At 70.4% G+C, this 25,005-nt stretch carries 22 protein-coding genes; 14 read left to right on the top strand and 8 right to left on the bottom strand.

What is annotated here, in order from left to right; translation table 11 throughout:
- Positions 1 to 177: 177 nt before the first annotated feature.
- The 9 genes from htpX (at position 178) to FHT38_RS20075 (ending at position 10,072) form a co-directional block, all read left to right on the top strand.
- Positions 178 to 1,023, top strand: coding sequence for a zinc metalloprotease HtpX (htpX, locus tag FHT38_RS20115; protein WP_183493026.1), 846 nt, complete (start codon positions 178 to 180; stop codon positions 1,021 to 1,023).
- 169 nt (positions 1,024 to 1,192) lie between these two features.
- Positions 1,193 to 1,633 carry a hypothetical protein gene (locus FHT38_RS20110; protein ID WP_183493025.1) on the top strand — a complete coding sequence of 147 codons (441 nt, stop codon included), beginning with the start codon at positions 1,193 to 1,195 and terminating at the stop codon, positions 1,631 to 1,633.
- Between the two features lie 135 nt (positions 1,634 to 1,768).
- Positions 1,769 to 2,548, top strand: coding sequence for a head GIN domain-containing protein (locus tag FHT38_RS20105; protein WP_091727952.1), 780 nt, complete (start codon positions 1,769 to 1,771; stop codon positions 2,546 to 2,548).
- 104 nt (positions 2,549 to 2,652) lie between these two features.
- Positions 2,653 to 3,393 carry an AzlC family ABC transporter permease gene (locus FHT38_RS20100; protein WP_091727947.1) on the top strand — a complete coding sequence of 247 codons (741 nt, stop codon included), beginning with the start codon at positions 2,653 to 2,655 and terminating at the stop codon, positions 3,391 to 3,393.
- On the top strand, positions 3,390 to 3,719 hold the full coding sequence (locus tag FHT38_RS20095; RefSeq protein ID WP_183493024.1) for an AzlD domain-containing protein: 330 nt from the start codon (positions 3,390 to 3,392) through the stop codon (positions 3,717 to 3,719). The genes FHT38_RS20100 and FHT38_RS20095 overlap by 4 nt, the downstream gene beginning before the upstream one ends.
- A gap of 154 nt (positions 3,720 to 3,873) precedes the next feature.
- On the top strand, positions 3,874 to 5,067 hold the full coding sequence (locus tag FHT38_RS20090) for a phosphoglycerate kinase (protein WP_183493023.1): 1,194 nt from the start codon (positions 3,874 to 3,876) through the stop codon (positions 5,065 to 5,067).
- Between the two features lie 358 nt (positions 5,068 to 5,425).
- Entirely contained in the window at positions 5,426 to 7,744 is a 2,319-nt protein-coding gene (locus FHT38_RS20085; RefSeq protein WP_091727937.1) for an NADP-dependent malic enzyme, read from the top strand.
- A 119-nt stretch (positions 7,745 to 7,863) separates the two neighbouring features.
- Entirely contained in the window at positions 7,864 to 9,294 is a 1,431-nt protein-coding gene (gene pyk / locus FHT38_RS20080; RefSeq protein WP_091727933.1) for a pyruvate kinase, read from the top strand.
- Between the two features lie 16 nt (positions 9,295 to 9,310).
- Positions 9,311 to 10,072 (top strand): ABC transporter substrate-binding protein, encoded by a 762-nt coding sequence (locus FHT38_RS20075; protein ID WP_183493022.1) that lies wholly within the window; start codon positions 9,311 to 9,313, stop codon positions 10,070 to 10,072.
- A gap of 23 nt (positions 10,073 to 10,095) precedes the next feature.
- Here FHT38_RS20075 and FHT38_RS20070 read toward each other — a convergent pair whose 3' ends face one another.
- A complete protein-coding gene (locus FHT38_RS20070; RefSeq protein WP_091727924.1) occupies positions 10,096 to 11,115 on the bottom strand; it encodes an STAS-like domain-containing protein in 1,020 nt (339 codons plus the stop codon).
- A gap of 370 nt (positions 11,116 to 11,485) precedes the next feature.
- Between FHT38_RS20070 and fba the strand changes: the two genes are divergently transcribed.
- From fba to FHT38_RS20050, 4 genes are all read left to right on the top strand, one after another.
- Complete coding sequence (gene fba, locus FHT38_RS20065; RefSeq protein ID WP_091727920.1) at positions 11,486 to 12,550, top strand: class II fructose-bisphosphate aldolase; 1,065 nt, start codon at positions 11,486 to 11,488, stop codon at positions 12,548 to 12,550.
- Between the two features lie 57 nt (positions 12,551 to 12,607).
- The gene (locus FHT38_RS20060) at positions 12,608 to 13,033 is read left to right on the top strand and encodes a gamma-glutamylcyclotransferase family protein (protein ID WP_183493021.1); all 426 of its coding nucleotides are present in this window, start codon (positions 12,608 to 12,610) and stop codon (positions 13,031 to 13,033) included.
- Between the two features lie 117 nt (positions 13,034 to 13,150).
- Positions 13,151 to 14,047 (top strand): phosphoribosylaminoimidazolesuccinocarboxamide synthase, encoded by an 897-nt coding sequence (locus FHT38_RS20055; RefSeq protein ID WP_091727911.1) that lies wholly within the window; start codon positions 13,151 to 13,153, stop codon positions 14,045 to 14,047.
- Between the two features lie 7 nt (positions 14,048 to 14,054).
- Positions 14,055 to 15,191 (top strand): hypothetical protein, encoded by a 1,137-nt coding sequence (locus FHT38_RS20050; RefSeq protein WP_183493020.1) that lies wholly within the window; start codon positions 14,055 to 14,057, stop codon positions 15,189 to 15,191.
- Here the strand turns inward: FHT38_RS20050 and FHT38_RS20045 are convergent.
- Positions 15,181 to 16,257, bottom strand: coding sequence for a PHB depolymerase family esterase (locus FHT38_RS20045; RefSeq protein ID WP_183493019.1), 1,077 nt, complete (start codon positions 16,255 to 16,257; stop codon positions 15,181 to 15,183). The genes FHT38_RS20050 and FHT38_RS20045 overlap by 11 nt on opposite strands.
- Positions 16,258 to 16,400: 143 nt before the next feature.
- Between FHT38_RS20045 and FHT38_RS20040 the strand changes: the two genes are divergently transcribed.
- Positions 16,401 to 17,228 (top strand): ferritin-like domain-containing protein, encoded by an 828-nt coding sequence (locus tag FHT38_RS20040; RefSeq protein ID WP_183493018.1) that lies wholly within the window; start codon positions 16,401 to 16,403, stop codon positions 17,226 to 17,228.
- Positions 17,229 to 17,249: 21 nt separating this feature from the next.
- Here the strand turns inward: FHT38_RS20040 and FHT38_RS20035 are convergent, their stop codons facing one another.
- The 6 genes from FHT38_RS20035 to FHT38_RS20010 all read right to left on the bottom strand — a co-directional run bounded on the left by FHT38_RS20035 (position 17,250) and on the right by FHT38_RS20010 (position 25,004).
- On the bottom strand, positions 17,250 to 19,043 hold the full coding sequence (locus tag FHT38_RS20035) for a glycoside hydrolase family 15 protein (protein WP_183493017.1): 1,794 nt from the start codon (positions 19,041 to 19,043) through the stop codon (positions 17,250 to 17,252).
- A gap of 590 nt (positions 19,044 to 19,633) precedes the next feature.
- Positions 19,634 to 20,656, bottom strand: a complete 1,023-nt coding sequence (locus FHT38_RS20030; protein WP_183493016.1) for an ABC transporter ATP-binding protein — start codon at positions 20,654 to 20,656, stop codon at positions 19,634 to 19,636.
- On the bottom strand, positions 20,656 to 21,537 hold the full coding sequence (locus FHT38_RS20025; RefSeq protein WP_183493015.1) for an ABC transporter permease subunit: 882 nt from the start codon (positions 21,535 to 21,537) through the stop codon (positions 20,656 to 20,658). Before FHT38_RS20025 ends, FHT38_RS20030 begins: the two co-directional genes overlap by 1 nt.
- Entirely contained in the window at positions 21,534 to 22,403 is an 870-nt protein-coding gene (locus FHT38_RS20020) for an ABC transporter permease (RefSeq protein ID WP_183493014.1), read from the bottom strand. Before FHT38_RS20020 ends, FHT38_RS20025 begins: the two co-directional genes overlap by 4 nt.
- A gap of 133 nt (positions 22,404 to 22,536) precedes the next feature.
- On the bottom strand, positions 22,537 to 23,631 hold the full coding sequence (locus tag FHT38_RS20015; RefSeq protein ID WP_183493013.1) for an ABC transporter substrate-binding protein: 1,095 nt from the start codon (positions 23,629 to 23,631) through the stop codon (positions 22,537 to 22,539).
- The gene (locus tag FHT38_RS20010; RefSeq protein WP_183493012.1) at positions 23,631 to 25,004 is read right to left on the bottom strand and encodes an alkaline phosphatase D family protein; all 1,374 of its coding nucleotides are present in this window, start codon (positions 25,002 to 25,004) and stop codon (positions 23,631 to 23,633) included. The genes FHT38_RS20015 and FHT38_RS20010 overlap by 1 nt, the downstream gene beginning before the upstream one ends.
- Between the last annotated feature and the right edge of the window lies 1 nt (position 25,005).

The following is a 25,005-nucleotide window of genomic DNA, read 5'->3' as shown; positions in this document are numbered from 1 at the left end:
AGACACCGAGCCGGGGCTGGCGGTGGGGCGGGGCGGTTCGCTTATTTCTGGCTGAAGGCGTGGGGAAACCGGCTTGAATGCGCCGACCCCGCCGTCAGGTGGGACGACCTGGACGGTGTACCGTTCAGACTGATTTCCGATCGCGGCTCCGGCCGCAGTTCTCCGAGGAGTGATTGCATGTTCAACCTGATGAAGACCGCCATCCTGATGGCCGCCATCACCGCGCTGTTCATGGCGATCGGCTCCGTGCTGGGCGGCCAGACGGGCATGCTGATCGCGCTGGTGGTCGCGGTGGGCATGAATTTCTTCAGCTACTGGTTCTCCGACAAGCTGGTGCTGAAGATGTACAACGCCCAGGAAGTCGACGAGCGCAGCGCGCCGCAGTTCTACAACATGGTCAAGGAGCTGGCCCAGCGCGCCCAGCTGCCCATGCCCAAGGTCTACCTGATCCAGGAAGACGCACCCAACGCCTTCGCCACCGGCCGCAACCCGGACCACGCCGCGGTCGCCGCGACGACCGGCATCCTGCGCGTGCTGTCGGAACGCGAGCTGCGCGGCGTGATGGCCCACGAGCTGGCCCACGTGAAGCACCGCGACATCCTGATCTCCACGATCAGCGCGACGATGGCCGGCGCGATCTCGATGCTGGCCAACTTCGCGATGTTCTTCAGCCCGCGCGACAGCGAAGGCCGGCCCGCCAACCCGATCGTCGGACTGCTGGTGGCGATCCTGGCGCCGATCGCGGCCTCGCTGATCCAGATGGCGATCAGCCGCGCCCGTGAATTCGAGGCGGACCGCGGCGGCGCGGAGATCTCCGGCGACCCGCAGGCGCTGGCCTCGGCGCTGGACAAGATCCACCGCTACGCCCAGGGCATCCCGCTGGAGACGGCGGAGCGCCATCCGGAGACGGCCCAGATGATGATCATGAACCCGCTGTCCGGCGGTGGCCTGCGCGGCCTGTTCAGCACCCATCCGTCGACCGAGGAACGCATTGAGCGCCTGATGGCGATGTCCCGCCGCTGAACGCGGGACCCGCGGCCCGGCCGGGCGATCCGGCGCGCCGGCCAGACGAAACACCGCCTCCGGGCGGTGTTTTTCATTCGACCGGGGCGGGCGGAGGCGACGGCACAATGGCCCGTTCCGCCGGCCTGCCTGATTCAAGCGTTCGCCCCGGCGGCCGATAAAGGACAGCATGAAGGCTTCCCTCCGCTCCCTGACCGCCTCGGCGGCGCTGCTCGGCGCCGTCGCGCTGCTGGCCGGCTGCGACCAGCTCGGCATCGAGGACCCCGCCAAGGTGGCGGCGGCCAAGCAGGCCGAGGGCAAGGCCATCGGCGGCGCCTGCCGCAACGCGCTGCGCGCCATCGAGGACTGCTACGCCCTGAACCCCAAGGCCCAGAAGGCCGCGGTGTACGACGGCTGGCGCGAGATGGACGAGTACATGCGCGAGAACAAGCTCGAGGGCACCCGCCCGCTGGTGGCGAATCCGCAGGCCAGCCGGCCGGCCGCCGCCGAGGAGGAGGAGCCGTCGCCGCGCTCCGCGAAGGGGCAGGTGGGCTCGTCGGACAAGGCGGCGGAGAAGGGCGCCGAGAAGGGCTCGGACAAGGACAAGGCCGGCGAGAAGGGTGGCCACTGAGCCTGGCTCGGTTCGGTCGGGCCATCGGACCGCCGCGCAGTTGATCCCCCGGAGGGGGCAGTTCGTCTTGCGCCGGTCGCCGGCGCGGGTCGTCGCGACGAAGATGCGATCATCCGAAAGATCAGGAGATCGTCCATGACCACTTCGTCCTTCCGTGCTTCCCGTCGTCTGTTTGCCGTCGCCGCGCTGGGCCTGGCCGCCGCCGCGACGGTCGGCACCGCCCACGCCTGGTCGCTGAGCTTCGGCAGCTCGCAGCGCATCGAGGGCAACGGCGAGGTCGCCGCCGAGGCGCGCGACGTCGGCGCCTTCGACGCGGTGGCGCTGTCGGGCGATTTCAAGGTCTTCGTGCGGTCGGGCGCGTCCGACAAGGTCGAGGTGAAGACCGACCGCAACCTGCTCGCCTACATCGAGACCAAGGTGGTCGACGGCAGCAAGGGCCGCACGCTGGAGATCTCGCCCAAGCGCGGCTACAGCCTGAACGCCAAGGGCTCGCCGGTGATCACGCTGGACATGCGCCAGCTGCGCGGCCTGTCGATCGCCGGCTCCGGCGACATCCGCGTCGAGCCGATGAAGACGAGCAACCTGGAGGCCAGCATCGCCGGCAGCGGTGACCTGCGCATGCAGGGACTGGAGGCCGACCATGTGACGCTGCGCGTGGCCGGCAGCGGCGACATGCAGGTGCAAGGCAAGGCCAATGCGCTGTCCGTGTCGGTGGCCGGCAGCGGCGACGTCAAGACGCGTGAGCTGGTCGTCGACGAGGCCAAGGTCAGCATCTCCGGCAGCGGCGACGTCACCGTGGCGCCGACCCGCAAGCTGGACGTGCGGATCGCCGGCTCCGGCGACGTCGGCTACGTCGGCAGCCCCGAGATCAGCCTGTCCAACGCCGGATCGGGCTCGGTCCGCAAGCTGAAGTAAGCCCCCCGGGCGCCGGCTGCGCCGGGCGCTCTGTGGACGCCCCTCGCCGCGACAGCGGCCGAGGGGCGCTTCGTTTCCGGACCACGCCGACGACAATTGCGGCCATGGTGGAAGGACTCGCGGCGCTGGTGCGCCATCCGGAATTCAAACGCGGCTCGCGCGACATGCTCGGCATCACGCTGGGCATCTCGGCCTGGGGGCTGGTGACCGGCGTGGCCATGGTCAAGAGCGGCTTGGGCGTGGGGCTGTCGCTGCTGATGAGCCTGGTGGTCTTCGCCGGCAGCTCGCAGCTGGCGTCGCTGCCGCTGCTGGCCAGCGGCGCGCCGCTGTGGGTGCTGTGGGCCACCGCCTTCTGCGTGAACCTGCGCTTCGTCATCTTCAGCGCCCAGTGGCGCCTGTACTTCGAGCCGCTGCCGCGCGCGCAGCGGCTGTTCATCGGCTACTTCGCCGCCGACCTGAACTACGTCGCCTTCCTCAAGCGCTTCCCGGACCTGAAACCCGATCCCGCGAACCAGCTGCCGTACTTCTGGGGCGGCGTCGCGACCAACTGGGTCGCCTGGCAGGCGCCGGCCATCGCCGGCATCCTGCTGGCCGACACCATTCCCACCACCTGGGGCCTGGGTTTCGCCGGCGTGCTGGCGCTGCTGGGGCTGAGCTACTCGCTGCTGAAGGACCGCAACACCTGGGTCTCGGGCGCGGTGGCCGGCTGCGCGGCCGTGGCCGCGTATGCGCTGCCGCTGCGGCTCAACATCCTGGTGGCGATCGCCGCCGCGGTGGCCGTGGGCCTGCTGATGGAGAAATGGCTGCCGCCTCCGACCCCGGCCGCCGGCGGGAGGTCGGCATGAGCCTCTGGGAAGCGGTGCTGGGCATCCTTGGCATGGGCGCGATCACGGTGATCACGCGCAGCTTCTTCATGATCCCGGACCGCGAGATCCCGCTGCCCCAGTGGGTGCGCGACGGCCTGCGCTACGCGCCGCTGGCCGCGCTCGCGGCGGTGATCGCGCCGGAGATCGTCATGACGCAGGGCGAGCTGATCCACACCTGGAAGGACGCCCGGCTGTATGCGACGGCCGTCGGCACCGCCTATTTCTTCTGGCGGCGCGGCATCCTGGGCACCATCGTCAGCGGCACGGCGGTGATGCTGGCGCTGCGGGTCGGCCTGGGCTGGTAGGCCCGGCCGGGCCCGTCCTGACGCCGGTTCCAGCGGCGTTTCGTAACCGTCCCGGACAGGGCCGCGCCCGGCCGGCTGGTAAGCTGCGCCCCGATTCGCCGGGCCCGTCCGCCGTGCCCGGACCACCGCTTTCCAACTACTCGAAGCTCATCCCATGAACGTCCTGCGATTCGCCGATCTGATCGCCGCCGGCAAGGTGGCCGACCAGCGCGTGTTCATCCGCGCCGACCTGAACGTGCCGCTCAACGACGCCGGCCAGATCACCGAGGACACGCGCGTGCGCGCCTCGATCCCCGCGATCGAGATGGCGCTGAAGGCCGGCGCCGCGGTGATGGTGACCTCGCACCTGGGCCGCCCGACCGAGGGCGAGTTCAAGCCCGAGGACTCGCTGGCCCCGGTGGCCCGGCGCATGGGCGAGCTGCTGGGCCGCGAGGTGCCGCTGGTCGCGAACTGGGTCGACGGCGTCGACGTGAAGCCGGGCCAGGTGGTGCTGCTCGAGAACTGCCGCGTCAACAAGGGCGAGAAGAAGAACAGCGAGGAGCTGGCGAAGAAGATGGCCGCGCTGTGCGACATCTTCGTGCACGACGCCTTCGGCACCGCGCACCGGGCCGAGGCCTCGACCTATGGCATCGCGCAGTTCGCCAAGGTCGCCTGCGCCGGTCCGCTGCTGGCGGCCGAGATCGATGCCATCAGCAAGGCGCTGGCCAACCCGAAGCGCCCGCTGGTGGCGATCGTGGCGGGCTCCAAGGTGTCGACCAAGCTGACCATCCTGCAGTCGCTGTCCAGGAACGTCGATGGCCTGATCGTCGGCGGCGGCATTGCCAACACCTTCATGCTGGCGGCCGGCCTGAAGATCGGCAAGTCGCTGGCGGAGCCGGACCTGCTCGGCGAAGCCAAGGCGGTGATCGAGTCGATGAAGGCGCGCGGCGCCGCGGTGCCGATCCCGGTGGACGTGGTAACGGCCAAGGCCTTCGCGGCCGACTCGCCGGCGACGGTGAAGGCCGCCACCGAGGTGGCCGATGACGACCTGATCCTGGACATCGGCCCGAAGACCGCGGCGCTGCTGGCCGAGCAGCTGAAGGCGGCCGGCACCATCGTCTGGAACGGCCCGGTGGGCGTGTTCGAGTTCGACGCCTTCGCGCACGGCACCGAGACCATCGCCCGCGCGATCGCCGCGTCGGACGCGTTCTCGATCGCCGGCGGCGGCGACACGCTGGCCGCGATCGCCAAGTACGGCATCGAGCAGGACGTGGGCTACATCTCCACCGGCGGCGGCGCCTTCCTGGAAGTGCTGGAAGGCAAGACCCTGCCGGCCTTCGAGATCCTGTCCAAGCGCGCGCAGGGCTGAACGCCGCGCCTCAAGAAAGAAACGCGCCCTCGGGCGCGTTTTTTGTTGCAGGCGAGAGGTCGCTAGTGAGCGCGTTCCTCGCACGCCGCGAGCGCGGCGGCCTGAAGTGCAATTGGGCACGGTTCTCGGATGAAGGCTCTAACTTGCGGGCAAATCCCGATGCGGACCCTCATCGCGCGCATGAGCGATTGCCATCTTTGCATGGCAGTTAAAGCTGAATTCATCACGCCGCGCGAGCCGGAGGATTAAGCTTTGCGCCCCCCGGGCCCCTGTTACCGGGCGATTACGGCACCGGTTCGTCGCCGCGATCGCATGCCGGAAATGGCGCCGGGCCCCCTTCATCGCGACGGAGATTTGCATGACCGACAAGAACGACGGCCTCGGCCTGAGCCCCGCCGAAGCCGCCCTGCGCGAGGCGGCGCTGGACTATCACCGCACCCCGACGCGCGGCAAGATCGCCGTCACCCCGACCAAGCCGCTGGCCAACCAGCGCGACCTGTCGCTCGCCTACTCGCCGGGCGTGGCCTATCCCTGCCTCGACATCGAGAAGGACCCGACGCTGGCCGCCGAGTACACCTCGCGCGGCAATCTGGTCGGCGTGGTCACGAACGGTACCGCGGTGCTGGGCCTGGGCGACATCGGCCCGCTGGCCGCCAAGCCGGTGATGGAAGGCAAGGGCTGCCTGTTCAAGAAGTTCGCCGGCATCGACGTCTTCGACATCGAGCTGGCCGAGCGCGATCCCGACAAGCTGGTCGAGATCATCGCGGCGATGGAGCCCACGCTGGGCGGCGTGAACCTCGAGGACATCAAGGCGCCCGAGTGCTTCTACATCGAGAAGCAGCTGAGCGCGCGGATGAACATCCCCGTCTTCCACGACGACCAGCACGGCACCGCGATCATCTCCAGCGCCGCGCTGCTCAACGGGCTGGAACTGGTCGGCAAGGACATCGGCGCGGTGAAGGTCGCCGTGTCGGGCGCCGGCGCCGCCGCCATCGCCTGCCTGGACGTGATGGTCGGCCTGGGCGTGAAGCGCGAGAACGTCTTCGTCGTCGACTCCAAGGGCGTGGTCCAGAGCGAGCGCGCCGATGCCGCCAAGCTCGACGAGTCCAAGCGCCGCTACTGCCAGATCACCCCGGCCCGCACGCTGGCCGACGTGGTCAAGGACGCGGACGTGTTCTTGGGTTGCTCCGCCGCCGGCGTGCTGACCGGTGAGATGGTCAAGACCATGGCGCGCCAGCCCATCATCCTGGCGCTGGCCAACCCCGAGCCGGAGATCCGTCCCGAGCTCGCCAAGGAAGCGCGCCCGGACTGCATCGTCGCCACCGGCCGCTCGGACTATCCGAACCAGGTCAACAACGTCCTGTGCTTCCCCTACATCTTCCGCGGCGCGCTGGACTGCGGCGCGACCAAGATCACCGAGGCGATGAAGCTGGCCTGCGTGCGCGAGATCGCCGCGCTGGCCAAGGCCGAGACGCCGCCGGAAGTCGCCGCGGCCTATCCGGGCCAGGACCTGGCCTTCGGCCCGGACTACCTGATCCCCAAGCCCTTCGACAACCGGCTGATCCTGCGCATCGCGCCCGCGGTCGCAAAGGCGGCGGAGGACTCCGGCGTCGCGACGCGTCCGATCACCGACATGGCCGCGTACCGCGAGCAGCTCTCGCGTTTCGTCTACCAGACCGGCATGTTCATGCGCCCGGTCTTCGCCGAGGCCAAGGCCCATCCGGCCCGCGTGATCTACGCCGAGGGCGAGGACGAGCGCGTGCTGCGCGCGGTGCAGGTGGCGCTCGATGAAGGCCTGGCCAAGCCCACGCTGATCGGCCGCCCCGAGGTCATCGCGATGCGCCTGAAGCGCGCCGGCCTGCGGCTGAAGCTGGGCGAGGACGTGGCCGTCATCGACCCCGAGAACGACCACCGCTTCCGCCAGTACTGGGAGGCCTACCACCAGGCGATGGGCCGCAACGGCTTCACGCCGGAGATGGCCAAGTCGGCGGTGCGCCGCTCCAACACGACGATCGGCGCGCTCGCGATCCAGCTCGGCGACGCCGACGCGATGATCTGCGGCATGGTCGGCCGCTTCGACTCCCACCTGGAGCACATCCAGAACCTCATCGGCCTGAAGGCGAACGTCTCCAACTTCGCGACGATGAACGCGCTGATGCTGGAGCAGCGCACGCTGTTCATCGCCGACACCTTCGTCAACGAAGACCCCAGCGCCGAACAGCTCGCCGACATCGCCTGGCAGGCCGCCGAGGAACTGCAGCGCTTCGGCCTGCCGCCGAAGGTGGCCTTCCTCTCGCACTCGATGTTCGGCAGCAGCAAGCGGGCCTCGGCGGTCAAGATGCGCAAGGCGCGCGACCTGTTCGCGGCCGCCCATCCCGAGGTCGAATGCGACGGCGAGATGCATGGCGACGCGGCGCTGTCGGAGGACGTGCGCAACAACTTCCTGCCCGACTCGACGCTGTCCGGCTCCGCCAACCTGCTGGTGCTGCCGACGCTGGATGCCGCCAACATCCTGTTCAACGTGCTGAAGGTCGTGGGCGGGCAGGGCGTGACCGTGGGGCCGATCCTGCTGGGCGCCCAGCGGCCGGTGCACATCCTCACGCCGTCGGCGACCGTGCGCCGTATCGTCAACATGACCGCGCTCGCCAGCGCGGACGTGAAGGCCTCGCAAGGCTGATCGGACGCTCCGGGAGTCGCGGCGTTGGAAACTTCGCCGTAACTCCCGGAAACTGTGCCGAGGCCCCGAGAGCCCCTCATAATCGACGGCTGTAACTAAATTTCAGACAGAGACAAGTCATGTCCCGTGCCACCAAGATCGTCGCCACCCTCGGTCCCGCTTCTTCGTCGCCGGAGGTGCTGGAGCAGATGATCCAGGCCGGCGTCGACGTGGTGCGGTTGAACTTCTCGCACGGCAAGGCGCAGGATCACATCGACCGGGCCCGCATGGTCCGCGAGGCCGCGGCCCGCGCCGGCAAGCAGGTGGCCATCATGGCCGACCTGCAGGGCCCCAAGATCCGCGTCGGCAAGTTCGAGAACGGCAAGATCGAACTGGTGAACGGCACGCCCTTCGTGCTGGACGCCGACCGCACCGAGCCCGGCAACGAGATGGTCGTGGGCCTGGACTACAAGGAACTGCCCCGTGACGTGAAGCCCGGCGACACGCTGCTGCTCAACGACGGCCTGCTGGTGCTGACGGTCGAGGCGGTGCGCGGCTCGCAGGTCCACACGATCGTGAAGCAGGGCGGCGAGCTGTCCAACAACAAGGGCATCAACAAGCAGGGCGGTGGCCTGACCGCCCCCGCGCTGACCGGCAAGGACATGGAGGACATCAAGACGGCGATGTCCTTCCAGTGCGAATACCTGGCGGTGAGCTTCCCCAAGAACGCCACCGACATGGAAATGGCCCGCCAGCTGGCCAACGTCGCCGGCGAGCCCTACCGTCACAAGCCGGGGATGATCGCCAAGATCGAGCGCTACGAGGCCATCCCCCACCTGGAGGCGATCCTCAAGGCCTCCGACGGCATCATGGTCGCCCGCGGTGACCTGGCCGTCGAAGTCGGCAACGCGGCGGTGCCCGCGCTGCAGAAGCGCATGATCAAGATGGCGCTGGAGCTCGACAAGGTCTGCATCACCGCGACGCAGATGATGGAGTCGATGATCGTGAACCCGGTGCCGACCCGCGCCGAGGTGTCGGACGTCGCCAACGCGGTGCTCGACGGCACCGACGCGGTGATGCTGAGCGCCGAGACCGCCGCGGGCCGCTTCCCGGTCGAGACCATCCAGCAGATGGCCGCGATCGCGCGGGAGGCCGAGAACGCCGAGTTCGTGACGCTGGACACCGACTTCGCCAACCGCCAGTTCGGCCGCATCGACCAGTCGATCGCGATGGGCGCGCTGTTCACCGCGCACCACCTGGGCTGCAAGGCGATCGTGGCGCTGACCGAGTCCGGCTCGACCGCGCTGTGGATGAGCCGCCACCGCATCCATGTGCCGATCTTCGCGCTGACCTCGCAGACGCTGACGCACCGCAAGATGGCGCTGTACCGCAACGTGACGCCGCTGCTGATGCCCAACTTCAGCGATCGCGACCAGGCGCTGCAGGCCGCCGAGGACCTGTTGATCGAGCGCGGCGTGCTGATGCCGGGCGACACCTATGCCATCACCTGCGGCGAGCCGATGGGCTACCCGGGCGGCACCAACATGCTGAAGGTCTGCCGGGTCGCCTGAACCCCGGTCCGTTCGCATGAAGCCGCTGCGCCGCCGTGAGCTGCTGATGGGCGTGACGGGCGGCGTGGGCCTGGCGACGGTCGCCGGCGGCGCGCTGGCCGAGCCCGACGCTGCCGCGGTCGGTGCACCGGGGCCGATCCGGCTGGCCATCAGCGAACAGACGCACAAGCCCTTCATCCTGCCGCTGCTGCGGCTGATCGCTGAGGCAGCCGGCCTGCAGTGGCAACTGCAGCTGCTGCCCTGGCCGCGCGCGCTGCTGGGCGCGGAACTCGGCCAGCACCTGACCTTCGGACTGTCGCGCAACCCGGCGCGGGACAAGGTCTTCGCCTACAGCCAGCCGGCCTTCGTCAGCCGCGGCTGGCTGGTCGTGCCCAAGGCGCGGCCGATCGCCTTCGAGCGGCTCGAGGACCTGCGCGGCCTGACGTTGTGCGTGTCGCGCGGTGCGACCTATGGCGCCGCCTTCGAGGACGCCCGCCGGCGGCTGTTCCGCGTCGAGCACGGCGGCAATGACCTCGAGGGCCGCGCGCGCATGCTGGTGGCGGGACGCTGCGATGCGATGCTCGCCACCCACCGCGGCAGCGCGGCCGCCCTGGAGCGGCGCCTGCGCCCGCTGCGGGATGGCGCCCAGCTGCAGGTGCTGCCCCGGCCGCTGGTGGAGGAGGGCATCCTGTTCGCCGCCGCCAAGGGCAGCGAGCCCGCCTTGCTGCTGCCGCGGCTGGACGAAGCCATCCAGCGCAGCCGCGCCGCGATCCAGGCGCTGGTCGACAGCGATCTCTGACGGGGCCAGCGACGGGCCGGGCCTCAGGCGTTGCGCGCGGCCTGCACCAGCGCGGCGATGCGCGGCGTCATGTTCAGGGGCACGAGTTCCACGTCCTGGTGCGCGCGCGCGAAGACCCGGAACAGCTCGTCGGCAAAGGCGTGGCCGACATCGGTGACGCCGGCGAAGTCGACTTCCGCCCGCTTGAACTGCGGCAGGCGCGCCGCCACCCGACGCGCCTGCGCCCGCGAGTCCAGCATCTGCCCCGCGCCGACGACCAGGTTGAGCATCACCCGCGTCTGGTCGAAGGCAATGCCGCTGCCGTCCACGCTCCACTGCTCCAGCACCTGCTCCAGCGTGCGGGTGCTTTCCAGCGCCATGGCCATGTAGATCGAGCTGCCCTGGCGCGGCAGGCCCTTGCCGTCCTTCCACGCATTGCCTTCCCAGGCCCGGCGCTGGAAGGCCTTGCCGTTGGCGTGGATGTCGAACACGTCCGCCAGCTGCGAGCTGAAGAACAGCCCGCGTCCGGTATGCGCCTGCGGCTGCGTCGTCAGCCGGCCCTTGCTCAGCTCCAGCATCGCGTGGCGGGCGTCGGTCAGCTCGTAGGTGTCGCAGATCTTGTCGAAGACGCCGCAGCCGTCGTCGGAGACCAGCAACTGCGCGTGGGTCGGCGTCTGGCGCAGCGACACGGTGACGCTGGTGCCGCCGCTGTGGTCGATGGCGTTGTTCACCAGCTCGGTGAAGCCGTGCTGGACCATGCGCGCGACATGCCGCGGCAGCTGGAAGTGGGGCGCGAAGTCGCGTTGCCAGACCACGTCCTCCATCAGCCCGTGCAGCGTGTAGCTGCGCGCCACCTGCCGCAGCGCGCCCGGCCCGAAGACCGGCCGGCGCGTGGTGCCCGACCGGGTCAGCCACTGGGCGTCGACCAGTCGGCGCAGCGCCGCCAGCGTCGCGCGATGGCTGGCGCCGGTGCGTTCCTCGACGTAGGCGGGCAGGTCCAGCGAATGCTCGTTGGCGGCGGCGGTGATCCACAGCGTCAGCTGGTCGATCGCGAGACGGGTCATGAAGGTCCTGGCGGGCGCGACGCGTCGCGCGAAGGGAAGTCGCGGGCGATCCGCGCCGGTGGCGACCGGACAAGGCACGAGGCTTGCTCCCACCGGAGCCGGGCCGCCCGGGCAAGAGCCTACCGGCCGCTTCCGCCGCCGCGCAAGCGCATTCACCCCTGTCCGAGGGGGCGAGGCGGCCTGCCCGGGTTCCGGCGGGGACGTCCCTCCGACGGGTGCTGGTATGGCACCAGTTCGGGGGGAGCCCCAGGTTGGTTACAGAGCCGGTCATGGGGGCTGGCTAGAATCCCGCCCAGTTACGGCGCGGTTACGGCATGGTGTTGGCGCCGGTCCGCGGCCCAAGGATTTTTCACTTCCTCGGAGAACTCTCATGGCACTCGTCTCGATGCGCCAGCTGCTGGACCACGCGGCCGAACAGGGCTACGGCATTCCAGCGTTCAACGTCAACAACCTGGAGCAGGTGCAGGCCGTGATGGCCGCGGCCGACGAGGTCGGCGCCCCGGTCATCCTGCAGGCCAGCGCCGGCGCCCGGAAATACGCCGGCGAGCCCTTCATCAAGCACCTGATCCAGGCCGCGGTCGAGGCCTACCCGCACATCCCGCTGGTGATGCACCAGGACCACGGCACCAGCCCCAAGGTCTGCGAGGGCGCGATCAACCTGGGCTTCGGCTCGGTGATGATGGACGGCTCGCTGATGGACGACGGCAAGACGCCCGCCAGCTTCGACTACAACGTGGACGTGACCCGCCGCGTCGTCGAGATGGCGCACAAGGTCGGCGTCACCGTCGAGGGCGAACTGGGTTGCCTGGGCAACCTGGAAACCGGTGACGCGGGCGAGGAGGACGGCATCGGCGCCGCCGGCAAGCTGGACCACAGCCAGATGCTGACCGACCCCGAGGAAGCCGCGGTCTTCGTGAAGGCCACGCAGCTGGACGCGCTGGCCATCGCCATCGGCACCAGCCACGGCGCCTACAAGTTCTCGCGCAAGCCCACCGGCGACATCCTGGCGATCTCCCGCGTCAAGGAGATCCACAAGCGCATCCCCAACACCCACCTGGTGATGCACGGTTCGTCGAGCGTGCCGCAGGAACTGCTGGCGATCATCAACCAGTACGGCGGCAAGATGAAGGAGACCTTCGGCGTGCCGGTCGAGGAGATCCAGGAAGCCATCAAGCACGGCGTGCGCAAGATCAACATCGACACCGACATCCGCCTGGCGATGACCGGCGCGGTGCGCAAGTTCCTGGCCGAGAACCCCGACAAGTTCGATGCCCGCGAATGGCTCAAGCCGGCGCGTGAAGCGGCCAAGCTGGTCTGCAAGGCGCGTTACCTGGAATTCGGCTGCGAAGGTCAGGCCTCGAAGATCAAGCCGCGTCCGCTGACCGAGGTGGCCGCCGCCTACGCGCGCGGCGAGCTGGCGCAAGTCGTCCAGTGATCGATCCGGACCGGCCTCGCGCCGGTCCTTTTCCGTCCGCTTTCCCATCCGGATGCCATGGCCCATCTCTTCACCTACGGCACGCTGATGTGGCCCGACATCATGGCCCGCGTCTGCGGTCCGGCCCGCGCGCCGCTGGCGACGCCGGAGGCTGCGACGCTGGCCGGCCATGCGCGCCGTCCGGTGCGCGGGCAGGACTACCCGGCGATGGTGCCGGCGGATGGGCATCAGGTCGTCGGCCGCCTCTACCTCGACCTGCCCGAGGCCGCCTGGGCGCGGCTCGACCTGTTCGAGGGCGACGAGTACGAGCGCCACGAGGTGCTGGTCACCCTGGCCGACGGTCGCTGGGAGCGGGCCTGGACCTACCTGCTCAAGCCGGGCCTGGCGGGGCGTCTCGACGCCGGTGACTGGGACGAGGCCGCCTTCGAGCGCGAAGGCAAGGCGCGTTTCGTGGCGCGCTACGTCGGGTTCGACGCGATCTGAAGCGACCGGCGCCGCGCCGGCACGGCGTGAAGCGGATCGCGGGGGCGCTCCTGGAGGGGTGATTTCCCCTGCCGCCTCTAGAATCCCCGCTTTGCCGTTCCGTCCGACCGCACGCCCATGACCGCCGCCCTGCACACCTCGTCGATCACCTCCCTTCCCCTCATCGCGCGCGGCAAGGTGCGCGAGAACTACGCGGTCGGCGAGGATCGCATCCTGATGATCGCCTCGGACCGCATCTCGGCCTTCGACGTCATCATGAGCGAGCCGATTCCGGGCAAGGGCGCGCTGCTGACGAAGATGGCGCTGTTCTGGTTCGACAAGCTCGACGGCATCGTCCCCAACCACCTGACCGGCGACGATCCGTTGTCCGTGGTGAGCGATGCGGAGAAGGACCAGGTGCGCGACCGCGCGATGCTGGTCAAGCGCCTGAAGCCGCTGCCGATCGAGGCGGTGGTGCGCGGTTACCTGGCCGGCAGTGGCTGGTCCGAGTACAAGGCCGGCGGCAAGGTCTGCGGCGTGGAACTGCCGGCGGGCCTGCAGAACGCCAGCAAGCTGCCGCAGCCGATCTTCACGCCCGCCACCAAGGCCGAGATGGGCGACCACGACGAGAACATCGACTTCGAGCGCTGCGCGCAGATCATTGGCCGCGAGCTGGCCGAACAGGTCCGCGACATCGCCATCCGCCTCTATCAGCGCGCGGCGGACTATGCGCTGACCAAGGGCATCATCATCGCGGACACCAAGTTCGAGTTCGGCCTCGATGCCGACGGCACGCTGACGCTGATGGACGAGGTGCTGACGCCCGATTCCTCGCGCTACTGGCCGGCCGAGAGCTACGCGGTCGGCAGCAATCCGCCGAGCTATGACAAGCAGTTCCTGCGCGACTGGCTGGAGCAGGCCACCGTCGACGGCCAGCCCTGGGGCAAGGTCGCGCCGGCGCCGACGCTGCCTGCGGACGTGATCGCCAACACGGCGGCGAAGTACCAGGAAGCGCTGGACCGCCTGACGCGCTGAGGCCGGCATGCAGGACGCCTCGCCCGACGCGACGCCTTCCCCGGCAATCAAGTCGCGTCTGCTCAAGCAGCTCGAGAAGGAGATCGCCGCCGCCGCGTCGCCGATGGCCTCCGCCGGCGCGCGGGCCAAGCGCGCGATGCTGCTGGCGCGGCACGGCGCGGTGGGCGAGGCCCGCGAGGCGCTGACCGCGCTGCACCAGCTCTCCTTCCAGCATCCGCATCCGGAGATCGGTGCCTGGCTGCACATGGCCGAAGGCCTGATGAGCTACTACAACGGCTTCGTCGCGCAGCAGGCCTGGGACCGCATCCAGCGCGCGCAGGCGATCGCTGGCAGCGCGCCCGCGCTGGTCGAGGTGCGCGTGCTGGCCGCGGCCTGGCTGGCGCAACTGGCTTTCATCCGGCACGACCCGGCGGCGCTGGTCGAGCACGCGCGGCGCTGCCTCGACGAAGCGCGACCCGACCAACACGTCGCGCTGGCGCGCGTGGCGATGGCGATGGGCGTGGGCTGGCACTACGCCGGCGATGTCGAATCCGCGCAGCGCTGGTACATCCGCGCGCGGCACCATGCCGCGGTGGAGGGCGACGATGCGTCGCTGTCGGCGCTGATGTTCAACATGGCGGGGATGCGCGCGTCGCAGCTGCGGCGCGAGAGCCTGTGGGCCCATGCGGCCCGCGGGCCCGAGCTGCTGCTGACCGTCGACTCGATGCATCACTTCGACGAGGCCGTCGGCGCGCAGATGATGGGCGAGCTGAGGCCGGTGCTGCGCGCGCAGGTGCTGACGATGCAGGGCGGCTTCGACGAGGCGCGCCAGCTCTACGAGGAGCACCTGCCGCAGGCGATGTCGCTCGGGCTGGAGCGGCTGGGGAGCAGCCTGCTGTCGGACCTGGCCTGGTGCCGGGCCAACCTCGGCCAGCACGAGCATGCGCTGCATCAGGCGCGCGAGGCCGAGATCGAGCTCGATCCCGATTGCGAGCTCGACGACCGGGCGATCACCCACAGCCGGCTGGCGCAGACCTTCCGCCTGCTGGGCGAGATCGCCGACGCCGACCGTCACCAGGCTCTGGCCGACGAGGCCTGGCAACAGTTCGCCGACCAGCAGCGCCAGTGGCGCGATCTGCTGGGGGCCAGCGGGCTCACGCCTTGAGGGCCAGGCGCTTCGCGACGAAGCGCCAGATCATCGCCGTCGCGTCCGGCCCGGCCGGGTCGCTGAAGGGTTCCTTCGCCGCGCCGCCGCTCCAGGCATGCGCCAGGCCGTCGATCTCGACAAGCGTGGCCGCGACCGCGCGGCCACGCTTGAAGTCGACGATCGTCATCGGCCAGCGACGGCCGCGTTGCACGACGCGCGCGGGCGCCGCCTTGGCGCCTGCCGCCTCGGCCCATTGCCGCGCCGCCTCGTAGGCATTCGACGCGCCGACCACGCGATCCCGCGTGCCGTGGATCACCAGCAGCGGTGGCCAGGCGCCGGTCGGGTTTGGCGTTGACGTCGATGTCGGCGCCGATGCCGATGCCGATGCCGAGGGCAGCGCCGAGCCGCGCATCGCGCGCAGGGCATTCGTCGCCGACGTGGCCATGCCCGGCGGGACGCCGGAATGCATCGCGATGGCCTTGAAGCGCGAGGGGTGCATCGTCGCGAGCAGCGCGGCCATGCCCGCGCCCGCGGAGAGTCCGACCAGGGCGACGCGTTCGCGGTCGGCGCCGTGGAGCAGGCAGACTTGATCGACGGCGGCGAGGATCAGCGCGGCCTCCGCCTGCGCGCGACCGGACTCGGTGTCGAACCAGTTCCAGCAGCGCTGCGGGTTGGCCAGGCGGCTCTGTTCCGGATAAAGCACCAGGAAGCCCTCGCGCGCGGCGAGCCGGTTCATCCGCGTGCTGCGCGCGAAGCCGGCGGGATCCTGCCCGCAGCCGTGCAGCATCACCACCAGCGGCAGGCGCTCGCCCACCGCAAGCCCCGACGGACGGAAGAGCCGGAATCGACGCATGCCCGCGCGGCCCGAGGCGATCCCCGCGACCCAGTCGCCGAGTCCGGGCGAGGGATGCGCCGGCGTCTTGCGCATCCCGTGCACCAGGCCGGGCATCAGATCGGAGGAACCGGTGCGCCTGGCTTGGTGCGCCGCGTCGCGGGCGCTGCGCAAGACCTGGCCCGTGACGGCGCTCAGGCCCTTGCGCCAGGCCCGGCGCAAGGAGGCGGCAGCGGACGGACGTTTCGGCATCACGCCAGCCTAACGGGCTTTGATGGCAGGCGTACGACCGCGTGTCCATCGTGTGTTTTACGCGTGAAGGACACCGACGAGGGGGCAGACGACGAACCTCCCTCCGCACACCGATTGCCGCGACTCGCGGCATGATCGCCACCATGTCCCCGACGCCCTGGTCGCTCTCCGACCTCCAGCTGTCCCGCATCGACACCAAGCTCGTGCGCGAGCACGACGCGCTGTTCCTGCTCGTGTGCAGTGCCTCCTTCATCGAAAGCGGCAGCGACACCTACACCCGCAACCTGATCGAGCGTTTCGACGATGACCCCGAGGTCGCCGCCTGGCTGCGCGACCACTGGGAGCCGGAGGAACTGCAGCATGGCGCCGCGCTGCGGGCCTACGTGGAGGCGGTGTGGCCGGGCTTCGACTGGGCGAGCGCCTACGCCGGCTTCTTCGAGGAGTATTCGCGGCTGTGCACGATGGACCAGCTGGAGCCGACGCGCGGCCAGGAGATGGTGGCGCGCTGCATCGTCGAGATGGGGACGACGACGTACTACCAGGCGCTGCACGAGGCCTGCGACGAGCCGGTGCTGCGCGACCTGTTCTGGCGCATCCGCTGCGACGAGGTGCGGCATTACAAGCACTTCCTGTCCTACTTCATGAAGTACCGCGGGATCGAGGGCCTGCATCGCGGCCGCGTGCTCACCGCGCTGGTGCGGCGCGCGCTCGAGCTGCGCAAGGAGGACGCGTCGATCGCGCTGCGGCACGCGGTGAACGGACGCCTGCGCAGCGGCGCGCCGGATGGCGGCCCGGCACCGATCGCGCAGGCCGATGCGCTCGCGCGCGAAGCGATCGCACTGGTCGGCGCGCACCTGCCGATGGACCTCGCGGTGCGCATGACGCTCAAGCCGCTGATGCTGGGACCGGCGCTGCAGCGCGCGGTGGAGCGGCCGCTCGCCGCGCTCGGGCGGCGCGTGCTGCTGACCTGAGGCGGCGTCGCGCGGGGCGATTCAGATCTCCGAATCCCACGGCCGCGAGAGCCGCATCGCGCCGTTGATGATCCCCACCATCGAGTAGGTCTGCGGGAAGTTGCCCCACAGCTCGCCGGTGACCGGATGGGTGTCCTCGGACAGCAGGCCCAGATGGTTGCGCGAGGCGAGCAGCGCCTCGAAGAGCTCGCGCGCCTGGCCGTAGCGGCCGATGCGGGCGAGGGCATCGATGCGCCAGAACGCGCAGATGTTGAACGAGGTCTCGGGCTTGCCGAAATCGTCGGGCGCCTCGTAGCGGCGCATGTAGGGGCCGTCGCACAGCGAGGCCTCGAGCGCGTCGACGGTCTTCACGAAGCGCGGGTCGCGCGGGTCGATGAAGCCCACCTCCGTCATCAGCAGCACGCTGGCGTCCAGGTCCTTGCCGCCGAAGCTCTCGACGAAGGCCTGGCGGTGCTCGCTCCAGGCGTGGTCCAGGATCTTGCGCTTGATCAGGTCGGCCCGCTCCTGCCAGAGCGCCACGCGCTGCGGCAGGCCGAGCACGCGCGCGATCTTGGCCAGGCGGTCGCAGGCGGCCCAGTTCATCAGCACCGACGAGGTGTGGACGCGGGCGCGCGTGCGCAGCTCCCACATGCTGGCATCGGGCTTGTCGTGGATCGCGAAGGCCTGCTCGCCGGCGCGCTCGAGCAGCGCGAACTCGTCGATGCCGGCGCGCTGGTGCAGGCGGTGATCGAAGAAGGCCTGCGCCGAGCCCAGCACGATGTTGCCGTAGACGTCGTGCTGGAAGTGCTCGAAGGCCTGGTTGCCCGCGCGCACCGGGCCCATGCCGCGGTAGCCGCGCAGGTGCGGCACCAGGTACTCGGTGAGCTTGGCCTCCAGCCCGATGCCGTAGAGCGGCTGCACGTGGCCGTCCTGGGACTGGCCGATGATGTTGCGCATCCAGCGCAGGTAGTCCTCCATCGTGCCGGTTTCGGACAGGCTGTTGAGCGCGCGCACGACGAAGAAGGCATCGCGCAGCCAGCAGTAGCGGTAGTCCCAGTTGCGCTGCGTGTGGGGCGCCTCCGGCACGCTGGTCGTCATCGCGGCGACGATGGCGCCGGTCTCCTCGTAAAGGCACATTTTCAGCGTGATCGCTGCGCGGATCACCGCCTCCTGCCACTCGAGCGGGATGGCCAGGCGGCGCGTCCAGTCGCGCCAGTAGCTGATGGTCTTTTCCTCGAGCAGCCGCGCGGTGTCCTCGACGGCGCGGTCCAGCGTCTCGTCGGGGCCGAAGATGAAGCTCATCGGCATGTCCAGCGCGAAGGCGGTCTCTTGCTGGACGTAGGTGAGCGGCGCGTTGGTCGTCAGGCGGATGGTGCCTTCCGGGCCGACGAAGCGCAGGTGGTTGCTGCCGCGCGTGCGCGCCGGATGCGCCGAGCCCCACTGGATGACCGGCCGCAGGACGACGCGGATGCGCGGATGGCCCTGCAGCGGCCGCATCCGGCGCACCAGCATCATCGGCCGGTAGGGTCGGTCGTTGAGGAAGAAGCGCGGCATGAAATCGGTGATCTCGATCGCATTGCCGTGGGTGTCGTACAGCCGGGTGCGCAGGACCGCGGTGCCATGGTCGTAGGCCTGCTCGCTGCGGGCGAAGTCCTCGAGCACGACCTGGAAGGTGCCGTCCAGGCCGATGCCGTCGGGCGAGTCGATCAGTGCATGGAACACCGGATCGCCGTCAAAGCGTGGTGCGCAGCACCACACGACGCGGGCGCGGTCGTCGATCAGCGCGCTGACGGCGCAATTGCCGACGAGACCGAGTTTGAGCGAGGCGGCGTCCATCGAGTCCTCCTTCTTCGTCGTTCTGGCGATGTTGCTCGGGACGGGGTCAGGGCTCAAGGCAAAACCCGTTCCCGAGGCGGGGTGCTCGCGGGGGCGAACCGCTTCGTTGCGATGGGACGAGATGGCAACAGAATGTGGGTCTGCTCACTGCACCGCCTTCGCTCCATATGACCGCATCGGACCTGCGCGCCCACGCGCTCGATCAACTGAACCGCTACCTGGAGGTGCATCCGCAGGAGCGTGAGGCGAGTCGCACGCGATCCGCGCCAACCCCGCGAAGGGCGAGGGCGACCATGTCCACCACGACTTCATCTATCTTTTCGCGGCCGATTCCACGCAGCCGGTGCAGCCGGAATTGGCGGAGGTGAAGGGCGTGCGGTGGATGCCGCGCGCGGAATTCGCGGCGCTGCCGAGCGCGCGTTTCGCGCGGATGGGCGAGAAGCTGCTGGCTTTGGCACCGGCCCGGACTCCGGCGGACCTGGCGCCGTCAAGCTGATCTCCAGGCGCCCGTCCGTGGCCGACGGCGGGAGCGAATCGCAAAGGGCGGCCGCCTGTCCAGGCGCTTGCGAGGTGAGGCGAATGCCCGCCGACTAGTCGTCGATCCAGCGCAGCGCCGCCTCGGCGATGGTGAGCCGGACTTCGCCGCCGGGCGCGAGGTCGGGGTCCTCATGCCGGCGCCACAGCGTCAGCCCCTGGCCGCCCGGGCCTTCGAGCTCGCAGGTGACACGCTGCTGCCCCGGGTAACTCGCGCGCACGGACGCGCGCAAGTGCAGCCCATCGCGGCGCGGATCCTCGGGATGGGCATTGGTCGCTTCCGACAACATGAGCGCGTCCACCGGCGCGATCCAGTGGCCGCTGTCGCGCCGCCAGGCGCCATCGAGCGTCCGCGCGTCCAGGCGGTTGAACAAGCCGAGGAAATCGGCGACGCGCCGATTGACCGGCGCGCGGCGCAGCTCGCGCGGCGATGCGCATTGCGCGATGACGCCGTCGACCATGACCGCGACGCGGTCGGCGATCTCGAACGCTTCCTCGCGGTCGTGGGTCACGATCACGCAGCTCTGGCCGAGCGTCCGCTGCAGCTGCCGGAACTGCCGCCGCAGCGGCAGGCGGAAATGCTCGTCGAGCGCGGAGAAGGGCTCGTCCATCAGCAGCAGCATGGGCTGCGTCGCCAGCGCCCGCGCCAGGGCCACGCGTTGCCGCTGGCCGCCCGAGAGGGCCGGCGGCAGCCGGTCGGCGAGCGCCTGCAGCTCGACCAGCGCCAGCAGTTCCTCGGCGCGGGCATCGGCCACCGCGGGCTCCTCGCCCCGGGCGAGCGGACCGAAGCGGATGTTCTCGCGCACCGTCAGGTTGGGGAACAGCGCGTAATGCTGGAAGACCATGCCGATGTCGCGTTGCTGCGGCGGCAGCGACTGCACCTGCTGCCCGCTCATCGTGAGCGTGCCGGCATCGAGTCGCTGCAGCCCGGCGATCGCGCGCAGCAGCGTCGTCTTGCCGCAGCCCGAGGCGCCCAGCAGCGCGACCACCTCGCCGCGCGCCAGCGACAGATCGATGCCGCGCAGCACCGGCCGGCCGCCCAGGGCCAGGCGCGCATCACGAATGGAAAGTTGGGGCATCAGGTCCATCGGCGAGAGAGTCTTGAAATGGCCACCACGACCGCGCCGACGCCGGCGAAGGTCATCACCATCAGCGCCGCGGCCTGATGACCGTTGGCATTGCGCAGGCTGTTCATCAGGGGCTGCAGCAGTTCCAGCTGACCGCCCAGCAGCAGGTTGGCGATCGCGAATTCCATCGCGGCCGTCACCCAGGCCAGCAGGAAGGCGGCCAGCAGCGCGGGCGCCAGCATCGGCAGCAGCACGCGGCGCAGCGTGTGGCCGTCGCTGGCGCCGAGCGTGCGGCCGGCCTCGATCAGCGCCGCGGCCTGGAGCTGCGCGAGCGCCGATTGCAAGGTCTTGTGCACCAGCGGAAACAGCGTCGGCGCCACGACCGCGACGTACACCAGCGGCAGCGGCAGCCAGCCGCCCCATTGACCGACGAACAGTTCCAGCGCGCTGATCGCGATCACCACCGGCGCGATCGCGAAGGGCAGCAGCGCGAGCAGGTCCAGCAGCTGCGTCAGCCGGGCCGTGCGCGCGGCGCCGTCGACGGCGTCGAGCTTGTCGAGTTGCGCGGCGATGGCCGTCGGGATCGTCGCCATCGCGCCGCAGACCAGGGCGAGCGCGGCGCTGGCCAGCGCGAGCACCGCGGTCCGCAGCAGCGCGGCCTGCACGCGAGGGTCGAGAGCCGCCTCGGCCATCCAGCGCAGCGTAGGCCCCTCCGGCCACCAGTGACGATCCCAGCGCGTGCTCGCGCCGTAGAGCAGCAGCGCGAGGATCGGCATCAGCACCACGACGAGCAGCGCCGCGAGTGCGAGGCCCGGGAAGGTCGGGCGAAGCGATCGTAGCCGTGAGCGTGAGGGCACGCGGTCCGGCGAGTGCCCTGGTCTCGCGGCGCTCATGCCGATCCTCCGGGCACGGCTGGACGTGAGGGATCGCCGGGCGCGCGGCGCAGGTGGGCGGCGATGCCGCGCGTGAGCCCGATCACGACGGCGAGCATTGCGAAGAGCAGCAGCGCGAGCAGCGCGGACAACTCCGGCTGCGCGAAGATGTCGCCGCTGACCAGCGCGGCGATGCGCACCGCCAGCACATGCGCCGCCGTGCCGCTGAGCGCGAAGGGCGTGGCGAAGGCCGCGGCCGCGTTGGCGAAGAGCAGGCCGAAGACCTCGACCAGGCTGGGGAGCAGCAACGGCAGGCCGACACGCCGCCAGTACAGCGCCGGGCTGGCGCCCAGGGTGGCCGCCGCGTCGGCCAGTGTCGCGTCGAGCATCCGCACCGGCGCGACGAGCAGCAGGGCCGCCAGCGGTGCCTGGAAGCAGACGTAGGCGAGCAGCAGCCCGCCCAGTCCCTGCAGGTCGATCCAGGGCGACAGCCCCAGCGCCTGCAACGAGCCGGTCACCACGCCCTGCGCGCCGAAGAGCAGCAGCAAGGCCACCGACAGCGGCACGCCCGAGAAGTTGGAGCCCAGGCTGGCCAGCAGCGTCACGGGGCGCTCCAGCCGCGGCAGGCGCAGCAGCGCGATCGCCGCGCCCGTGCCGATGACCAGCCCGATCAACGCCGACGCGCTGCTCAGCCACCAGGTGTTCCAGGCGGCCTCGAGGTAATAGCTGTCGGCGGTCAGCTCGCCGAGGGCGCAGCCGTCGCCGCGGCCCAGGCAGGCACCGAGCACCGACACCGCGCGCCAGCCGAAGGGCAGCACCAGCGCCGCGGCGGTCAACAGCAGCAGCGGCAGGGCCGAGCGCCAGGCGGTGCGCGCGTTCAGCGCCATGCGTCCACGTTGAGGCGCGGCGAAGCCCGCCGCACAACGCGCTTGCGCCGCGCGAGGACTCGTGTCGCTCCGTGCGTGCCGCCCTTTACTGCGGTCGGTGCCGTGCCACCCCGCACGTCGGCGGCGGCGATCGTCATCGGCCCGCTCCGAGCACGTCGCGCTGCCAGGCGCGAGGCAGCTTCTTGACCTCCTCGGTCCACACCGCCGGCTTGAGCGCGCGGGCCTTGGCGTACTGCGCCTCGGGCACCAGGCGGTCCTTCAGCTCTGGCGGCAGCGGCAGCCTGGCGATGCGGATCGGCCGCGCATGGCCGCGCGCGAGGTTCATCTGGCCGGCGTCGCTGAAGATGTATTCGCGCGCCAGCATCGCCGCGTTCGGATGCGGCGCCCAGCGGTTGAGGATGGTCGTGTAGCCGCTGGTGATCGAGCCATCGGACGGGATCAGCACCTCGTAGTCCGACGCGTTGGGCAGCTTCGCGCGGTAGGACAGCGCGTTGAAGTCCCACAGCAGGAAGACGTCGGCCTCGGCGCGCTCCATCAGCGCGGGCGTCGCGTTGGTAGCGATGAGGCGCTTGTCCCTGGCCAGGCGCGCGAAGGCCGCCAGCGCCGGCTGCAGTCGCGTCTCGTCGCCGCCCAGTGCCACCGCCGCCGCGAGCACCGCCGCGTTGGACTGCGCCGCGCGGCCGACCTCGCCGATCATCACGCGGGCCGGCGACGCGAACAGCGCCTGCCAGCTGCGCGGCACCTCCTTCAGGCGCTTGCGGTTCACCGCGAACGCGATCGTGCCGGTGTAGGCCAGCGCCCAATGCCCCTCGGCATCCTTGGCCCAGTCGGGCACGTCGGCCCAGGTCGTCGGCCGGTAGGGCTGCGTGATGCCGCGCGCCTTGGCGATCGCGCCGAACTCGAAACCCACGTCGCCGATGTCGGCGCTGGCGTTGGATTTTTCGGCCTCGATCTTGGCGATCTCCTCGGCGCTGCTCATGTCGGTGTCGACATGCGCCAGCCCGTAGAGCCGCTGCAGGTCGGCCCAGGTCGCGCGCCAGTTGGCCCAGTCGTCGGGCATGCCCAGACTGTGCACGCGGCCTTCCTTGCGCGCGGCGGTCATCAGCGCGTCCAGCGCCACCGACGCCGGCTGGCCGCCCTGCGCGGCGGCCGGGAACGGAGCGAGCCCGCCGACGGCGGGCAGGGTGAGCGGCACGGCCTGGAGCAGCGTGCGTCGGGTCAGCGTCATCAGGTGTTCTCCTCGGCGGCGGGCCTTGCCATCGAGGCGGCCGCGGCCTTCGCGCGGTCCGGCCAGCGCAGGTCGGACAGGCGCAGTTCCTTCGTGATCCTCGCGCGGCCGTTCACGTCGCACAGCGCGAAGCGCAGGCGCAGATCATGCTCTCCTTCGCCGTCGACGGGCGCGGGGTTGGCCATCGCGCCGTCGGGCGCGACGACGTGCATCGCGCCGTCGGCCGTGGCGGCGGGCATCGCGCCGTGGCGAGCGACGGGCTCGATGTCCAGCAGGCCGAAGTTGAGTTCCGCCATCACTGCCGAACGCCGGTTGCGGTTGGGCGTGGGGATGTCCCAGACCTCGGTCAGCCCGCTGGAGGTCGCGTCCCAGAGCGGGTAGCCGCCGTCGACATCCACCGAGGACAGCTCCGCGTAGTGCATGTCGCCGCTGAGGAACACGACGCCCTCGGCGCGCGTCGTGCGCAGCAGCTCGACCAGGCGGGTCCGCTCGCGCGGGAAGTTGGCCCAGCATTCCCAGCCGCTGCCGTCGGCCGCGAACTGCACGCTGGAGCCGATCAGCCGCACGTCCGCCGGCACGCGCAGCTGCGCTTCCAGCCATTGCCATTGCGCCTCGCCGAGGATCGTCGCCTCCGGCCGCGGGTCGGGCACGTACCAGCCGGTCATCGGCTGGCCGCTGAGCTTGGCCCGCAGCACCATCGCGGCGTAGCTCGACTTCAGCGAGGGATCGGCCGTCAGCATCGTGCGGTTGAAGCGCAGGTCCGGCAGGATCACCTGGATGCGCCGGCCGAAGGCCTCGAAGACCTGGCTCGTGTAGATGCCGTCGGCGCGCCGGCGCGGCGAGTCCGCCGGCTCGCCCCAGGCATCGCAGAACAGCTGCTGCGACAGCTGCTTGAGCGGATAGTCGGCGCCTTCGTCGTCATCGCCGAAGTCGTGGTCGTCCCAGATCGCCAGGTGCGGCGTCGAGCGCCGGAAGGCCTGCAGCGGCTCCACCGCCATGAACTCGGCGTAGCGCTGGCGCAGCGTGGCCTCGTCGCGGGCGTCGGCATAGAGGTTGTCGCCGAGGAAGACGAACAGGTCGGGCCTCGCCTCGCCGATGGCGCGCCAGATCGGTTGCGGCTTGGACTGCTTCGCGCAGGAGCCGAAGGCGACGCGAAAACGCGGCGGCGTCGTCGCATCGGCTGGGGCGCCCGCGGAGGCGGAGGCCTGCGGGCGCGCGACCTCGGTCGCGCAGCCGGCCAGCGGACCGCTCACCAGCGGCGCCGCGATCGGCGCCGCCAGCGAGCCCGCCAGCGACCTCGCGAGCAGGCGGCGGCGCGTCAGCCGCGCGGCGCCGGCCGCGCCGGCCTTCAGCACATCGTCGTCATGCGGCATG

The organism is Mitsuaria sp. BK041 (assembly GCF_014193085.1).
Lineage (GTDB): Bacteria > Pseudomonadota > Gammaproteobacteria > Burkholderiales > Burkholderiaceae_C > Roseateles.
Note: the sequence above shows the minus strand (reverse complement) of the source record. Positions and strands in the feature narration are given on the sequence as shown.

Excerpts from the sequence above, each read along its gene's own strand:
- FHT38_RS20100 (WP_091727947.1), top strand. The coding sequence starts at position 2,653 with ATGGTGGAAGGACTCGCGGCGCTGGTGCGCCATCCGGAATTCAAACGC.
- pyk (WP_091727933.1), top strand. The coding sequence starts at position 7,864 with ATGTCCCGTGCCACCAAGATCGTCGCCACCCTCGGTCCCGCTTCTTCG.
- FHT38_RS20010 (WP_183493012.1), bottom strand. The coding sequence starts at position 25,004 with ATGCCGCATGACGACGATGTGCTGAAGGCCGGCGCGGCCGGCGCCGCG.
- FHT38_RS20060 (WP_183493021.1), top strand. The coding sequence starts at position 12,608 with ATGGCCCATCTCTTCACCTACGGCACGCTGATGTGGCCCGACATCATG.
- FHT38_RS20105 (WP_091727952.1), top strand. The coding sequence starts at position 1,769 with ATGACCACTTCGTCCTTCCGTGCTTCCCGTCGTCTGTTTGCCGTCGCC.
- FHT38_RS20070 (WP_091727924.1), bottom strand. The coding sequence starts at position 11,115 with ATGACCCGTCTCGCGATCGACCAGCTGACGCTGTGGATCACCGCCGCC.
- FHT38_RS20110 (WP_183493025.1), top strand. The coding sequence starts at position 1,193 with ATGAAGGCTTCCCTCCGCTCCCTGACCGCCTCGGCGGCGCTGCTCGGC.
- FHT38_RS20035 (WP_183493017.1), bottom strand. The coding sequence starts at position 19,043 with ATGGACGCCGCCTCGCTCAAACTCGGTCTCGTCGGCAATTGCGCCGTC.
- FHT38_RS20030 (WP_183493016.1), bottom strand. The coding sequence starts at position 20,656 with ATGCCCCAACTTTCCATTCGTGATGCGCGCCTGGCCCTGGGCGGCCGG.
- FHT38_RS20040 (WP_183493018.1), top strand. The coding sequence starts at position 16,401 with ATGTCCCCGACGCCCTGGTCGCTCTCCGACCTCCAGCTGTCCCGCATC.
- FHT38_RS20090 (WP_183493023.1), top strand. The coding sequence starts at position 3,874 with ATGAACGTCCTGCGATTCGCCGATCTGATCGCCGCCGGCAAGGTGGCC.
- FHT38_RS20075 (WP_183493022.1), top strand. The coding sequence starts at position 9,311 with ATGAAGCCGCTGCGCCGCCGTGAGCTGCTGATGGGCGTGACGGGCGGC.
- FHT38_RS20085 (WP_091727937.1), top strand. The coding sequence starts at position 5,426 with ATGACCGACAAGAACGACGGCCTCGGCCTGAGCCCCGCCGAAGCCGCC.
- FHT38_RS20025 (WP_183493015.1), bottom strand. The coding sequence starts at position 21,537 with ATGAGCGCCGCGAGACCAGGGCACTCGCCGGACCGCGTGCCCTCACGC.
- fba (WP_091727920.1), top strand. The coding sequence starts at position 11,486 with ATGGCACTCGTCTCGATGCGCCAGCTGCTGGACCACGCGGCCGAACAG.
- FHT38_RS20055 (WP_091727911.1), top strand. The coding sequence starts at position 13,151 with ATGACCGCCGCCCTGCACACCTCGTCGATCACCTCCCTTCCCCTCATC.
- FHT38_RS20050 (WP_183493020.1), top strand. The coding sequence starts at position 14,055 with ATGCAGGACGCCTCGCCCGACGCGACGCCTTCCCCGGCAATCAAGTCG.
- FHT38_RS20095 (WP_183493024.1), top strand. The coding sequence starts at position 3,390 with ATGAGCCTCTGGGAAGCGGTGCTGGGCATCCTTGGCATGGGCGCGATC.
- FHT38_RS20015 (WP_183493013.1), bottom strand. The coding sequence starts at position 23,631 with ATGACGCTGACCCGACGCACGCTGCTCCAGGCCGTGCCGCTCACCCTG.
- htpX (WP_183493026.1), top strand. The coding sequence starts at position 178 with ATGTTCAACCTGATGAAGACCGCCATCCTGATGGCCGCCATCACCGCG.
- FHT38_RS20045 (WP_183493019.1), bottom strand. The coding sequence starts at position 16,257 with ATGCCGAAACGTCCGTCCGCTGCCGCCTCCTTGCGCCGGGCCTGGCGC.
- FHT38_RS20020 (WP_183493014.1), bottom strand. The coding sequence starts at position 22,403 with ATGGCGCTGAACGCGCGCACCGCCTGGCGCTCGGCCCTGCCGCTGCTG.